Origin of the sequence: Minwuia thermotolerans (assembly GCF_002924445.1) — a bacterium.
Taxonomy (GTDB): domain Bacteria; phylum Pseudomonadota; class Alphaproteobacteria; order Minwuiales; family Minwuiaceae; genus Minwuia; species Minwuia thermotolerans.
Map to the genome: position 1 here is coordinate 195,132 of NZ_PIGG01000040.1, position 13,677 is coordinate 208,808.

At 67.9% G+C, this 13,677-nt stretch carries 13 protein-coding genes; 2 read left to right on the top strand and 11 right to left on the bottom strand.

Annotated features, from left to right (window positions below; genetic code table 11):
- Positions 1 to 114 precede the first annotated feature (114 nt).
- The 10 genes from CWC60_RS13700 to CWC60_RS13745 all read right to left on the bottom strand — a co-directional run bounded on the left by CWC60_RS13700 (position 115) and on the right by CWC60_RS13745 (position 9,367).
- Positions 115 to 504, bottom strand: a complete 390-nt coding sequence (locus tag CWC60_RS13700) for an SUF system Fe-S cluster assembly protein (protein WP_206419929.1) — start codon at positions 502 to 504, stop codon at positions 115 to 117.
- A 10-nt stretch (positions 505 to 514) separates the two neighbouring features.
- The gene (locus CWC60_RS13705) at positions 515 to 937 is read right to left on the bottom strand and encodes a SufE family protein (protein ID WP_109794497.1); all 423 of its coding nucleotides are present in this window, start codon (positions 935 to 937) and stop codon (positions 515 to 517) included.
- The gene (locus CWC60_RS13710; protein ID WP_109794498.1) at positions 937 to 2,193 is read right to left on the bottom strand and encodes an aminotransferase class V-fold PLP-dependent enzyme; all 1,257 of its coding nucleotides are present in this window, start codon (positions 2,191 to 2,193) and stop codon (positions 937 to 939) included. The genes CWC60_RS13705 and CWC60_RS13710 overlap by 1 nt, the downstream gene beginning before the upstream one ends.
- A complete protein-coding gene (gene sufD / locus CWC60_RS13715; RefSeq protein WP_109794499.1) occupies positions 2,186 to 3,400 on the bottom strand; it encodes a Fe-S cluster assembly protein SufD in 1,215 nt (404 codons plus the stop codon). The genes CWC60_RS13710 and sufD overlap by 8 nt, the downstream gene beginning before the upstream one ends.
- 7 nt (positions 3,401 to 3,407) lie before the next feature.
- A complete protein-coding gene (gene sufC, locus CWC60_RS13720) occupies positions 3,408 to 4,160 on the bottom strand; it encodes a Fe-S cluster assembly ATPase SufC (protein ID WP_109794500.1) in 753 nt (250 codons plus the stop codon).
- Positions 4,161 to 4,281: 121 nt separating this feature from the next.
- Positions 4,282 to 5,751, bottom strand: coding sequence for a Fe-S cluster assembly protein SufB (gene sufB, locus CWC60_RS13725; protein WP_109794501.1), 1,470 nt, complete (start codon positions 5,749 to 5,751; stop codon positions 4,282 to 4,284).
- Positions 5,752 to 6,210: an SUF system Fe-S cluster assembly regulator gene (locus tag CWC60_RS13730; RefSeq protein ID WP_109794502.1), complete on the bottom strand. Its 459-nt coding sequence runs from the start codon at positions 6,208 to 6,210 to the stop codon at positions 5,752 to 5,754. It abuts the gene before it with no gap.
- 99 nt (positions 6,211 to 6,309) lie between these two features.
- Positions 6,310 to 7,488, bottom strand: a complete 1,179-nt coding sequence (gene choV / locus CWC60_RS13735; RefSeq protein ID WP_109794503.1) for a choline ABC transporter ATP-binding protein — start codon at positions 7,486 to 7,488, stop codon at positions 6,310 to 6,312.
- Positions 7,485 to 8,330 carry a choline ABC transporter permease subunit gene (choW, locus tag CWC60_RS13740; protein ID WP_109794504.1) on the bottom strand — a complete coding sequence of 282 codons (846 nt, stop codon included), beginning with the start codon at positions 8,328 to 8,330 and terminating at the stop codon, positions 7,485 to 7,487. The genes choV and choW overlap by 4 nt, the downstream gene beginning before the upstream one ends.
- Before the next feature lie 80 nt (positions 8,331 to 8,410).
- Positions 8,411 to 9,367 carry a choline ABC transporter substrate-binding protein gene (locus CWC60_RS13745; protein ID WP_109794505.1) on the bottom strand — a complete coding sequence of 319 codons (957 nt, stop codon included), beginning with the start codon at positions 9,365 to 9,367 and terminating at the stop codon, positions 8,411 to 8,413.
- A gap of 111 nt (positions 9,368 to 9,478) precedes the next feature.
- Between CWC60_RS13745 and mnmA the strand changes: the two genes are divergently transcribed.
- Positions 9,479 to 10,618, top strand: a complete 1,140-nt coding sequence (gene mnmA, locus CWC60_RS13750) for a tRNA 2-thiouridine(34) synthase MnmA (protein ID WP_109794506.1) — start codon at positions 9,479 to 9,481, stop codon at positions 10,616 to 10,618.
- A gap of 167 nt (positions 10,619 to 10,785) precedes the next feature.
- Here mnmA and CWC60_RS13755 read toward each other — a convergent pair whose 3' ends face one another.
- Positions 10,786 to 11,976, bottom strand: a complete 1,191-nt coding sequence (locus tag CWC60_RS13755) for an acetyl-CoA C-acetyltransferase (RefSeq protein ID WP_109794507.1) — start codon at positions 11,974 to 11,976, stop codon at positions 10,786 to 10,788.
- A gap of 164 nt (positions 11,977 to 12,140) precedes the next feature.
- Here CWC60_RS13755 and CWC60_RS13760 point away from each other — a divergent pair, with 164 nt between their 5' ends.
- Positions 12,141 to 13,673, top strand: coding sequence for a sulfatase family protein (locus CWC60_RS13760; RefSeq protein ID WP_109794508.1), 1,533 nt, complete (start codon positions 12,141 to 12,143; stop codon positions 13,671 to 13,673).
- The last annotated feature ends 4 nt before the right edge of the window (positions 13,674 to 13,677 follow it).

Genomic DNA, 13,677 nt, shown 5'->3' on the forward strand with positions numbered 1-13,677 from the left:
TCCTCGCTTCCTTGCCTTCCTCGGGCTTGACCCGAGGATCCTTGAACCGGCGTTTCCGCGACACAGGCCCGTGGATCAAGTCCAGGGGCGCCAGGAACTGCGGATTGCCATTCATCAGAACATGTCCAGTTCGAGACGCGCCTCGTCCGACATGCGGTCGGGGGTCCAGGGCGGCTCGAAGACGAGTTGCACCATCACCTTGCCCGCGCCTTCGGTCTTGACCACGGCGTCGGCGACCCATTGCGGGATCTCCTCGGCCACCGGGCAGGCGGGCGCTGTCAGCGTCATGTCGACGTCGATATCGCCGTTGTCCTTGCAGTCGAGGCGATAGATAAGGCCGAGTTCGTAGATGTCGACCGGGATCTCCGGGTCGTAGACGGTCTTGAGCTGCGTCACGACCTTCTCCGGGTCCACCGCCGTCAGCCCGTCGCGGGATTCGCCGGCATAGGCGACCACGTCCTCGGGCGGGGTCATCATGAAATCCATTCCGGGGGCGCCGTTCATCGACATTACCTCAAGCCTCCGTCGCGGCCGGCTGACCGGCCAGTTTCTGCATGTGTTTCAGCATCGCCATCATGCCCACCTGGCGCTGGAAGGTGAGCGCGCCGAGATTGAGCCGCCGGACGTCGTCGACGTTGAACTGCCGGATTTCCTCGTCCGTCAGGCCGGAGAACGTCTTCGTCATCATGCGGACCAGTCCCTTGACGATCGCGGCCTCCGAGGCGCCCCTGAAATAGTGCCGCCCGCCCTCTCGGTCATGGACGATCCAGACCCGGGACATGCAGCCGTGCATCAGGTTGTCCTCGGTCTTCCATTCCTCCGGGAATTCCTCGCGGTCCTGCGCCTTGGCGAGATCGAGGATGTACTCGAAGCGCATGTCCTCATCGTCCAGCGCCTCCAGCGTCTCCGCGAATTCCTGGTAGTCCTCGCGCGCCATCAGCCGAGCATCCTCTTCGCCTTCTCGATTCCTTCGGCCAGCGCATCGACCTCGGCCAGGGTGTTGTAGAGGCCGAAGCTCGCCCGCACCGTGCCGATCACGCCCAGCCGGTCCATCAGCGGTTCCGCGCAGTGATGGCCGACGCGGCAGGCGACGCCCTGGCGGTCAAGCACCGCAGCCACGTCGTAGGGGTGAATGCCGTCCACCAGGAACGAAACGATCGCCGCCTTGTCCGCGGCCGTGCCGATCAGACGAACGCCGTCGATCGAACGCAGACGTTCATTGGCGTAGTTCAACAACCCTTGTTCATGCGCGGCGATGGCGTCGCGGCCGAGTTCCTCGACATAGCCGATGGCCGCGCCGAGGCCGATGGCCTCCACGATCGCCGGCGTCCCGGCCTCGAAGCGGTGCGGCGCCTCCTTGTAGGTGGTGCCCTTGAACGAGACCTTCTCGATCATCTCGCCGCCGCCCTGCCAGGGCGGCATGGCGTTGAGCAGGTCCAGCTTGCCGTAAAGCACGCCGAGGCCGGTGGGGCCGTAGAGCTTGTGGGCGGTGAAGCCGTAGAAGTCGGCGTCCAGGTCGCGCACATCGACGGGCCCGTGGACCGCGGCCTGCGCCCCGTCCAGCAGCACCTTCGCCCCCGCGTCATGGGCCAGTTGCACCAGTTCCTTCGCCGGCACGCGGGTGCCCAGCACGTTGGAGCAGTGGGTGATGGCGACGAACCTGGTCCGGTCGGTCAGCAGTTCGGCGAAACGCTCCAGCCGGAAGGAGCCGTCGTCCTCCACCGGCGCGACAACCAGCTTCACGCCGGTTGCCTCCGCCAGCATCTGCCAGGGCACGATGTTCGCGTGATGCTCCATCTCGGAGACGATGACCTCGTCGCCTTCCCGCAGGAACGCCCGGCCGAAGGAATTGGCCACGAGATTGATCGCCGCGGTGACGTTCGCGGTGAAGACGATCTCGTCGGGGCTGCCGGCGTTCAGGAACTTCTGCACCCGCTCGCGCGCCGTCTCGAAGGCATCGGTCGTCGCCGCCGACATGTAGTGCGCCCCGCGGTGGACGTTGGAGTACTGGTGCTCCATGCAGTCGCGCATGGCCTCGATGACCTGCCGCGGCTTCTGGGCGCTGGCGCCGGAATCGAGGAACACCAGCGGCTTGCCGTAGACCGTCTCCGACAGGATCGGGAAATCGCGGCGCACCGCCTCGACATTGTAGGCGGTGCTGTTCGCCAGCACTGGAGCGCGGGAATCAGCCATGGTTCGCGTCTCCTTCGCCCAGGGCCGCATGCAGCCGCTCCAGCAGCCGCCCGCGCAGTGTCTCGTCGGCGATCCCGTCGAAGATCTCCTCGAGGAAGGCCTGGACCAGCAGGGCCCGGGCCTCGGCCTCCGGCACGCCGCGGGCGCGCAGGTAGAAAAGCTGATCGGCGTCCAGTTCGCCCACGGTAGCGCCGTGGCTGCACTTCACGTCGTCAGCGAAGATCTCCAGCGCCGGCTTGGAGTCGATCTCGGCCTTCGGACCCAGCAGCAGCGCCTTGTTGAGCTGATGGCCGTCGGTCTTCTGTGCGTCCTTGCGCACCAGGATGCCGCCCTGGAATACGCCGCGCGCGCTGTCGCCCAGCACGCCCTTGTAGACTTCGTGGCTGGAGGTGCGCGGGACCGCATGGTCGATCCGCGTCGTGTGATCCAGCAATTGCTCGCCGCGGCCGGCATAGGCGCCCAGCAGGCGAAGTTCCGCGCCCTCGCCCATCAGGATCGCGTGCACCTCGTCGCGCGCCAGCCGGCCGCCCAGCGAGAGAACGAACCGCTCATAGCGGGAGTCGCGGCCCAGTTCGGCCGAAGTGTCGGCCAGGTGGAAAGCACCCCGCGCCTCGTCCTGCACCTTGATGTGGCGCAGCCGCGCGTTCCGGCCCAGCCGCACCGCGGCGCCATGGCCGGCGAGATAGTCGCCGTCGCCCAGGTGCCGCTCGATCAGCGTCGCTTCGGCGTTCTCGCCCAGCAGCACGCGCAGGCCGGCATGGTGCCCGGCCGCGCCGGCGGCGCCGTCGGAGAGAAAGACCACCTCGATCGCCTGCGTCAGCGTCTTGCCGCGCGGAATCTCGATGACGACGACGCCCTTGGCCAGCGCGGTGACGATATCCTGCACCGCCGAGTCATGCGGCTCTTCCGCAAGCTCCGGACGGGCGTCAACCGTAATTCCGTTAACATGCGCGGCGGGCGCTTCGGCGCGGCCATTGCGGACGACGATCTGCAGCGCCCCGTCGACCAGCGGCGCCGGGACAGCGGGCATCGCGCCTTCGCGCCCGCCACTCTGCAGGAACTTCTCCAGCGGGCGGAGGCTGGTGAACTTCCAGTCCTCCTGCCGCGTCGTCGGCAGGCCGCGGCCGCGCAGCCGCTCGGCCGCCGCCTTGCGGACAGCATCACCGCGGTCATGGCCGGCAAGCAGGATATCGAGAACGTCGCTCATCGCCGCCTCAAGCCGCCTTTTCCGCACCGAACGCCGCGTAGCCCTTTTCCTCGAGCTCGAGGGCCAGGGACTTGTCGCCGGACTTGGCAATCCGGCCGTCCGCCAGCACGTGCACGCGGTCGGGCACGATGTGGTCCAGCAGGCGCTGATAGTGGGTGATGACCAGCATGCCGCGTTCCGGGCTGCGCAGCGCGTTGACGCCGTCGGCGACGATCTTCAGCGCGTCGATGTCGAGACCGGAATCGGTCTCGTCGAGCAGGCAGAACTTCGGCGCCAGCATGGCCATCTGCAGAATCTCGTTGCGTTTCTTCTCGCCGCCGGAAAAGCCGACATTGACCGGGCGCTTCAGCATCGCCTCGGCGATGTCGAGATCCTTCGCCTTCTCGCGCACCAGTTTCATGAACTCGAGCGCGCTCAGCTCTTCCTCGTCGCGCTGGCGGCGCAGTGCGTTGACCGACGTCTTCAGGAAGGTGAGCGTGGCGACGCCCGGAATCTCCACGGGGTACTGGAAGCCCAGAAACAGCCCCGCCGCGGCGCGCTCCTCCGGCTCCATCGCCAGCATGTCGCGCCCTTCGAACGTGGCGCTGCCCGCGGTAACCTCGTAGCCTTCCCGGCCCGCCAGCGCATAGGCCAGCGTCGACTTGCCGGCGCCGTTCGGCCCCATGATGGCGTGCACCTCGCCCGCCGCCACTTCCAGGTCGATGCCTTTCAGGATGGGCTTTCCGTCCACTTCGACGTGAAGGTTCTCGATCTTCAGCATTCAAACTCTCTCCCGGTCGTCATGCCCGTCTTCGTGCGGGCATCCGGCAAACCATTCGACGTGCGGCGATGCCGCTCCGGCCCTCCGCACAGGGCGGGGGTGACACTCAGTGTTTCAAAACTCACCCGACGCTGCCCTCCAGGCTGATGCCCACCAGCTTGGTCGCCTCGACGGCGAACTCCATGGGCAGTTCCCGCATCACCTCGCGGCAGAAGCCGTTGACGATCAGCGCCACCGCCTCCTCGTCGGAAAGGCCGCGCTGACGGCAATAGAACAGCTGGTCGTCGGAAATCTTCGAGGTCGTCGCCTCGTGCTCGACGCGGGCCGAGGGGTTCTTCGATTCGATGTAAGGCACGGTGTGCGCCCCGCACCGGTCGCCGATCAGCAGCGAGTCGCACTGGGTATAGTTGCGCGCGCCCTCGGCGCCCGGCTGGATGCGCACCAGGCCACGATAGGTCTGGTTGGCGTGGCCCGCCGAAATGCCCTTGGAGATGATCGTCGACTTCGTGTTCTTGCCGATGTGGATCATCTTGGTGCCGGTGTCGGCCTGCTGGCGGTTGTTGGTGATGGCGACCGAATAGAATTCGCCCACCGAGTTGTCGCCCTGCAGGATGCAGCTCGGATACTTCCACGTGATCGCCGAACCGGTTTCCACCTGGGTCCAGGAAATCTTGGAGTTGCGGCCGCGGCAGGCGCCGCGCTTGGTGACGAAATTGTAGATTCCGCCCTTGCCGTTCTCGTCGCCCGGATACCAGTTCTGCACCGTGGAGTACTTGATCTCCGCATCGTCCAGCGCGATCAGCTCGACCACTGCGGCATGGAGCTGGTTCTCGTCGCGCATCGGCGCGGTGCAGCCTTCCAGATAGCTGACGTAGGAGCCTTCGTCGGCGATGATCAGCGTGCGCTCGAACTGGCCGGTGTTTTCCTGGTTGATGCGGAAATAGGTCGACAGCTCCATGGGACAGCGCACGCCCTTGGGGATATAGACGAAGCTGCCGTCGGTGAAGACGGCCGAGTTCAGGCAGGCGTGCTTGTTGTCGGAAAACGGCACCACCGAACCCAGATACTTCCGCACCAGTTCGGGATGGTCGCGGACCGCCTCCGAGATCGGGCAGAAGATGATGCCCTTTTCCTTGAGCTGCTTCTGATAGGTGGTGCCGACGGAGACACTGTCGAAGACCGCGTCCACCGCCACCTTCGGCGCACCCTCCACGCCGGCCAGCACTTCCTGCTCGCGAAGCGGAATGCCCAGCTTCTCGTAGGTTTCCAGCAGCTTCGGGTCGACCTCGTCCAGACTCTTCGGCTTGTCCTGGCTCTTCGGCGCCGCATAGTAGTAGGCGTCCTGATAGTCGATCGGCGGGTGATCCACGAAGGCCCAGCCCGGCTCCGGCATCTTCTGCCAGCGCGCATAGGCCTTCAGCCGCCATTCCAGCAGCCAGTCGGGCTCGCCCTTCTTGGCCGAGATCAGGCGGATGATGTCCTCGTCGAGGCCCTTCGGCGCGAGATCCATGTCGATCTCGGTCGAGAAGCCGTACTTGTAGCGCTCGGCGAGGCTCTCGACCTGTTCGACGGTTTCGGCCCGTGCTGCCATTCAGATACGCTCCTCTTCCCGTTCCCGGACGGGTTCGGCCGGGGGAAACGCCATCGGCTGCACGGCCATGTCGGCGAGCGTGACGCTCTCCAGCGCCGTGCGGATGGCGTTGTTAACCTTGTTCCAGTTACCACGCATGCCGCAGAAGGATTCGACATGGCAACTGTCGTCCGCGCCGTCGACACAGGCGGTCAGCGCGATGGGCCCTTCCAGGGCCTGGACGATCTCGGCCACGGTGATTTCGTCGGGCGTGCGGTCCAGCCGGTAGCCGCCCTGCGCGCCCCGGATCGAGACCAGCAGTCCGCCGCGGGCCAGTTCCTTCAGCAGCTTCGAGACGGTCGGCTGGGGCACGCCGGTGCCGTCGGCGATCTGCGTCGCCGCGAAGACGCGGCCGGTGGACTGGCCCATATGGCCCATCATCACCACCGCGTAGTCCGTCATTTTACTCAGACGCATCATGGCCTTGGCATGCCCGCTTCGATACCGAACCGTTCTGGTCCCCTATGTATCGGACTGCAGGCGAAAATCAAGAGCGGATTGGTACGGATTGTCGTGTGGTCAGTCGGCGCGGCGGCGCAGCAGGCCGCGGTAGATCTCCTGATCGCCCACCACGCCGACCAGCCGGCCCTCGTCGACCACCAGCACCGGCGCCCGCGAACCGGCGCAGAGTTCGATCGCCGTCTGGATGACGATGTCCGGGCCCGCGGCCGTCACCGTGTCCGGCCGGATCATGTCGACCGCGCCCTCCTGCAGGTGAACGATCGCCACGTCATGGCCGTCCCGGCGGGCCGATGCCGGACCGCCCGCGTCATTCAGGGCGATGCGCCAGCCGCCTTCCAGCAGCACCGCGCCGCCCTCCCGCGCCAGCTTGGCCACGGGGCGCATGATGGTCGCGGCCCGCAGCACCTGCAGCGGGTTCATGTGCCGGACGAAATCGGCGACGTAGTCGCTCGCCGGATTGAGCACGATGTCCTCCGGCTGGCCGGTCTGGACGATCTCCCCGCCCTCCATGATCGCGATGCGGTTGCCCAGCTTGATCGCCTCGTCCAGGTCGTGGCTGACGAAGATGATGGTCTTCTTCAGCCGTGTCTGCAGGTCCAGCAGTTCGTCCTGAAGGCGGGTGCGGATCAGCGGGTCGAGGGCCGAGAAGGGCTCGTCCATCAACAGGATCGGCGCATCCGTAGCGAAGGCGCGGGCCAGGCCGACGCGCTGCTGCATGCCGCCGGAGAGCTCGTCGACGCGCCGGTCGCCCCAGTCCTCCAGATGCACCAGTGCCAGCTGGCGGCGCACCCGCTCCGCGCGCTCCCGCGCCGGCACGCCGGAAAGCTCCAGCCCGAAGCCGACATTCTCGGCGACGCTGCGCCAGGGCAGCAGCGCGAACTGCTGGAACACCATGGCGACCCGGCCGGTGCGCAGGCGCCGCAGCTCGGAGGCCGGGCAGCGCGTGACCTCGACCTCGCGCTCGCCGTCATGAACCGTCACCTCGCCGCGCGTGGCGCGGGTGAGCCCGTTGACGCAGCGCAGCAGCGTCGACTTGCCCGAACCCGACAGCCCCATCAGGACGACGATCTCGCCCGCGTTGACATCCAGGCTGGCGCCCTTCACGCCCACCACATTGCCGGTCTCGGCCTGGATCTCGGCGCGGCTCATGCCCCGGTCGATCATGGGCAGGGCCCGGGCCGGCTTCTCGCCGAAGACGATGTCGACGTCGCGGAAACGGACGACGGGCGCGCTCATCGGCCGGCGGGGCCGTCGTCGCGGCGGCAGAGCCGGTCGAGGATGATGGCGATCAGCACGATGGCGAGGCCGACCTCGAAGCCCTTGGCGATGTTGACGGTGTTGAGCGCGCGCAGCGTCGGCACGCCCAGGCCGTCCGCGCCCACCAGGGCGGCGATGACCACCATGGAGAGCGAGAGCATGATGGTCTGCGTCAGCCCCGCCAGGATCGACGGCAGGGCGTAGGGCAGTTCCACCTTCCACAGCAGCTGCCAGCCCGTGGCGCCGAAGGCCTCGCCGGCCTCGATCAGCGGCTTCGGCGTCGAGCTGACGCCGAGATGGGTCAGCCGGATCGGCGCCGGCAGGGCGAAGATCACGGTGGCGATCAGCCCCGGCACCATGCCCAGCCCGAACAGGATCAGCGCCGGAATCAGATAGACGAAGGTCGGGATCGTCTGCATCAGGTCGAGCACCGGCCGGATCGCCTTGTAGAGCCAGGGGCGGTGCGCCGCGGCGACTCCCAGCGGCACGCCCGCGGCCATGCAGACCAGCGCCGCCGACAGCACCAGCGCCAGGGTCTCGGTCGTCTCCTCCCAGTAGTCCTGGTTGATGATCAGCAACAGCGAGAGGACGACGAAGGCGGTGAAGGCGATGGAGCGTTTCAGCGCCCAGGCCAATGCACCCGTGAAGGCGATGACGATGAACGGGTGCGGCGTCTGCAGCAGCCAGAGCAGGCCGCCGATCATGGTCTCCAGTCCCACCGAAACGGCGTCGAAGAACCAGTCGAGATTGTCGGTGATCCAGTCGACCAGGTCGCGGACCCAGCCTCCGATCGGGATCTTTCGCTCCGTCAGCCAGTCCATCCGCGCCCGCGCCCCCTCGCTGCGCCGCCCCGCTCAGGCGGCGGACGGCGCCCCGGCGCCGCCCGCGCCCGGGGGCCGGTTCAGATGCCGAGCTCCGCCTTCACCGCTTCCAGCGCATTGCCGTCCGCGGTGGTGCGGACGCCTTTCAGCCAGGTTTCCAGCATCTCGGGATGGTTCTTCAGCCAGGCCCGGGCCGCATTCTCGGGATCCTGATCCTCGTTCAGGATCGCGCCCATGATCTCGTTCTCCATGGCCAGCGTGAACTTCAGATTGTTCAGGAACCGGGCCACGTTCGGGCACTCCTCCAGATAGCCCTGGCGGACATTGGTATAGACCGTGGCGCCGCCGTAATCGGGGCCGAAATAGTCGTCGCCGCCCGACAGATAGGCCATGTCGTAATTGGCGTTCATCGGGTGCGGGGCCCAGCCCAGGAAGACGATGTGTTCCTTGTTCTTCACCGCGCGGCCGACCTGCGCCAGCATGCCCTGCTCGGAGCTTTCGACGACCTCGAAGCCGTTCAGGCCGAAGGCGTCGGCGGCGATCATGTCGAGGATCAGGCGGTTGCCGTCATTGCCCGGCTCGATGCCGTAGATCTTGCCGTCGAGCTGTTCGCGGAACTCGGCGATATCGGAGAAATCCTGCAGTCCCGCGTCATAGGTGTATTGCGGCACGGCCAGGGTGTACTTGGCGCCCTCCAGATTGACGCCGACCACGTCGACGCTGCCTTCCTCGCGGTAGGGGGCCAGATCGGCTTCCATCGTCGGCATCCAGTTGCCCAGGAAGACGTCGATGTCGGCGTTCTTCAGCGACGTATAGGTGACCGGCACCGACAGCACCTTCACGTCGGGACTGTAGCCCAGCGCCTCCAGCACCACCGTGGTGGCGGCCGTCGTGGCTGTGATATCGGTCCAGCCCACGTCGGAGAAGCGGACTTCCTTGCACTTCTCCGGTTCGTCATAGACGTTCTGCGCCGCGACAGCCGTGGCCGGGACGGCGAGGGCCAGACAGGCCGCAACGGAAAGGATCAGGTTCCTCATGACGCACTCCCTTTTGTTATCTCTCGCGTCGGGTAACCACGATCCGTCCTGCCGCACCGGGCGTCAAGGCGTCCTTGCGCCTCGCGCCGGCCGCGATATATAGCGCCGGTCATGGACATCGATCTGGAAATCCCGGGCCCGCGGGCGGACGCACGCGTCGTCGTCGCCATGTCCGGCGGCGTCGACTCGTCGGTCACGGCCGCGCTCTGCAAGGAAGCCGGCTACGACGTGGTCGGCATCACGCTGCAGCTTTACGACCACGGCCAGGCGACGGCGCGCAAGGGCGCCTGCTGCGCCGGCCAGGACATCCACGACGCCCGCCGCGTGGCCGACCGGATCGGCATCCCCCACTACGTCCTGGACTATGAAAGCCGTTTCCGGGACGCGGTGGTCGACGACTTCGCCGACGCCTATCTGCGCGGCGAGACGCCGGTGCCCTGCATCCGCTGCAACCAGACGGTGAAGTTCCGCGACCTGCTGGCGACGGCGAAGGACCTGGGCGCCGCGGCGCTGGCGACAGGCCACTATGTCCGCCGCGCCGTCGGACCCGGCGGGCCGGAACTGCGCAACGCCGCCGACGACAGCCGCGACCAGAGCTACTTCCTGTTCGCCACCACGCGCGAACAGCTCGACTTCCTGCGCTTTCCCCTGGGCGGCCTGCCCAAGCCGGCGGTCCGCGCCCACGCCGAGCGCCTGGGCCTGCCGGTGGCGGCCAAGCCCGACAGCCAGGATATCTGCTTCGTGCCCAACGGCGACTACCGCCGCGTGATCGAGCGCCTGCGCCCCGACGCCCGCGTGCCGGGCGAGATCGTCGACCTGTCCGGCCGGGTGCTGGGCCGCCATGACGGCGTGATCGGTTTCACCATCGGCCAGCGCAAGGGCCTGGGACTGGGCGGCGAAGGCGGCGGCGAGACCGAGCCGCGCTATGTCGTCCGCCTCGATCCGGCGCGCGCGCGCGTCGTCGTCGGCCCGCGCGATGCGCTCGCCTGCCACGCGCTGACGGTGAAGGAACTGAACTGGCTGGGCGCCGACACGATCCCGCCGGAAGGCCTGGAGGTCATGGCGAAGATCCGCAACACCGCGCCCGCCACCCCGGCCCGGCTTTTCGCCGGCGAAGACGGCTGGGCGACAGTGCGCTTCGATCAGCCGGAGTTCGGCGTCTCGCCGGGCCAGGCCTGCGTCTTCTACGACGGCGACCGGGTGCTCGGCGGCGGCTGGATCGTCGAGGCCGAAAGCGCCGCGGCGGCGTAGGGATCGTTCACAGGCGATTACCGTTGACGCCCTTGGACTTGATCCAAGGGCCCAGCAAAGCCGATTGACTGGGTCCTGGGGTCAGGCCCCAGGACGCCATTGTGGTTGCGACCGTCTCGTCAGAACGCGCGCCGGCCGGCCCAGCCAACCCCGGCGCGCGGACCTGCCTAGTTCACCAGTTCGATACCGATGGCGGTCGCCTCGCCGCCCCCGATGCAGATGCCGGCGACGCCGCGCTCCAGCTTGCGCGCCTTCAGCGCGTTGATCAGCGTGATCATGATGCGCGCGCCCGACGCGCCGATGGGATGGCCCAGCGCGCAGGCGCCGCCATTGACGTTGACCCGCTCGGCATCGAGCTGCAGCTCCTGCATCGCGGCCATGGGGACGACGGCGAAGGCCTCGTTGATCTCGTAGAGGTCGACATCGTCCTTCGTCCAGCCGAGCTTCTCGTGCAGCTTGTCGATGGCCTTGACCGGCGCGGTGGTGAACCAGTTGGGCGCCTGGGCGTGGCTGGTGTGGCCGAGAATGCGGGCGATGGGGGTCAGCCCGCGGCGCTCGGCCTCCGACTGGCGCATCATCACCAGCGCCGCCGCGCCGTCGGAGATGGACGACGAATTCGCCGCCGTCACGGTGCCGTCCTTGCGGAAAGCGGGCTTCAGCGTCGGGATCTTGTCCAGGTTGGCGTTGCGCGGCTGTTCGTCGGAATCCACCGTCACCTCGCCATTGCGGGTCTTCACCGTCACCGGCGCGATCTCCCCGGCGAAGGTGCCATCGGCCTGCGCGGTCTGCGCCCGCTTCAGGCTGCGGATGGCGTACTCGTCCTGCTGGTCGCGGGTGAACTGGTAGTGCTGGGCGCAGTCCTCGGCGAAGGTGCCCATCAGCCGGCCCTTGTCATAGGCGTCCTCCAGGCCGTCCAGGAACATGTGGTCCTTGACCTCGCCATGGCCGAGGCGGAGGCCGCCGCGGGCCTTGGGCAGCAGGTAGGGGCTGTTGGTCATGGACTCCATGCCGCCGGCGACCATGACGTTGTTGACGCCGGCGAGCAGCAGGTCGTGGCTGAACATCGCCGCCTTCATGCCGGAGCCGCACATCTTGTTGATCGTCGTGCAGCCCGTGGCGTCCGGGATGCCGGCGCCCTTGGAAGCCTGGCGGGCGGGGGCCTGTCCCTGGCCGGCGGGCAGCACGTTGCCCATGATCACTTCCTCGACGTCCTCGCCGCTCAGGCCGGCGCGCTCCAGCGCGGCGCGGATGGCGGCGGCGCCCAGCACGGCGGCGGTCTCGCCGGCCAGTTCACCCTGGAAGCCGCCCATGGGGGTGCGGGCCATGCCCACGACGACGATCGGATCGCTGGTGCTCATCTGAGGGTCTCCTTCGGCAGGAATTCGCTGTTCGCTGGCTACAACATAGGGCGGGGCCTGTCCCGCGCAAAACCGGCATCGCCGCCCCGCATCGGCTTGTGGACGGACGCCGTTTGGCCCACTCTGCCCGCGACTTGCAAACGGGTCTTGGGGAGGGCTCTTCGTTGAAACGCCGAAACGTCCTGCTGATCACCACCGATCAGCAGCGCCATGACGCGCTGGGCTGCACCGGCGGCCGGGTCGCGCGCACGCCCGTGCTGGACCGGCTGGCCGGCGAAGGCGTGGTCTACGACCAGGCGCGGAACCAGAACGTGGTCTGCATGCCGGCGCGGTCGACCATCCTGACGGGCCAGCACATCCGCCGCCACGGCGTCGTCTCCAACGGCATTCCGCTGCCCGAGGACGCGCCGCACGTGGCCCGCATCCTCAATGACGCCGGTTACGCCACGGCGCTGATCGGCAAGGCGCATTTCGAGCCCGCCTCCCATACCGGCTTCTTCGAGAACCGCGCCGCCGCGGCGGGGAATTTCGGCCCGCACCGGGGCTTCGACCGCATGGAACTGGCGGGCCATACCGGCCGCCCTGGGCGCAGCCTGTTCCACTACCCGAAATGGCTGGCCGACCGGTATCCGGACCATGTCGAGGACTACTACCAGACGGTCGTCGGGCGGCAGGTCAACGGCGCCGGCGGCGGCGACACCGGCGCGCCGCAGGTCTGGCACAACCCGATCCCGCGCGACCTCTACCACACCGACTGGACGGCCGACCGCGCCATCGACTGGCTGGAGAGCCTGGCGGGCGACGCGCCGTGGTTCCTCTGGCTCAGCTTCCCCGACCCGCACCATCCCTGGGACCCGCCGCAGTCGCAGCTGGGCCGCGTGAACTGGCGCGACCTCGACCTGCCGGCGGGCTATCCGGGCTCGGCGGAGGCCTGCCGCGAGCTTCTGGCGGGCAAGCCCCGGCACTGGCTGGACTGGTACGAGGGCCGCCGCCGCTTCAACTTCGAGACGCCGCCCAGCTTCCGGCCCGCCGACCTGACGCCCGACCAGATCCGGGAGATCGACGCCGTCACCCATGTCGAGAACGAGCTGATCGACGAGGCCGTGGGCCGGGTCATGGACGCCATCGGCGCGCGCGGCTGGGACGCGGACACCGACGTGCTCTACACCACCGATCACGGCGAGTTCCAGGGCGACTTCGGCATGCTGTTCAAGGGGCCGTACCACGTGGACTCCCTGATGCGCGTGCCCATGTTCTGGCGGCCCGCGCCGTCGGCGAACGCCGCGCCCGGCCGCGTCGACGCGCCCGTCGGCCATGTCGACCTGGCGCCCACCATCTGCGCCATCGCGGGGCTGGCCCCGGATCCGGAGATGCAGGGCGCGCCGCTGCCGCTCGACGAGGCGGCCGGTGCGGACCGCAACTGCACCTTCACCGAATGGCACGACCGCTTCGAGGAAACCGACGTCGATCTCGTCACCATGACCACGCGCGACTGGATCGTCACGGTCTACGAACCCGGCAACTACTTCACCGGCGAGGAGGGCGAGCTCTACGACCTCGCCAACGATCCCCGGCAGTGGTTCAATCTGTGGGACGATCCGGGCTACCGGAAGGTCCGGGACGAACTGGTGGCGTCACTGCGCGAATCCATGCCCGCGGGCCGCGACGAGCCGCTGGAGAAGATCGCGCCGGTCTGAAAAC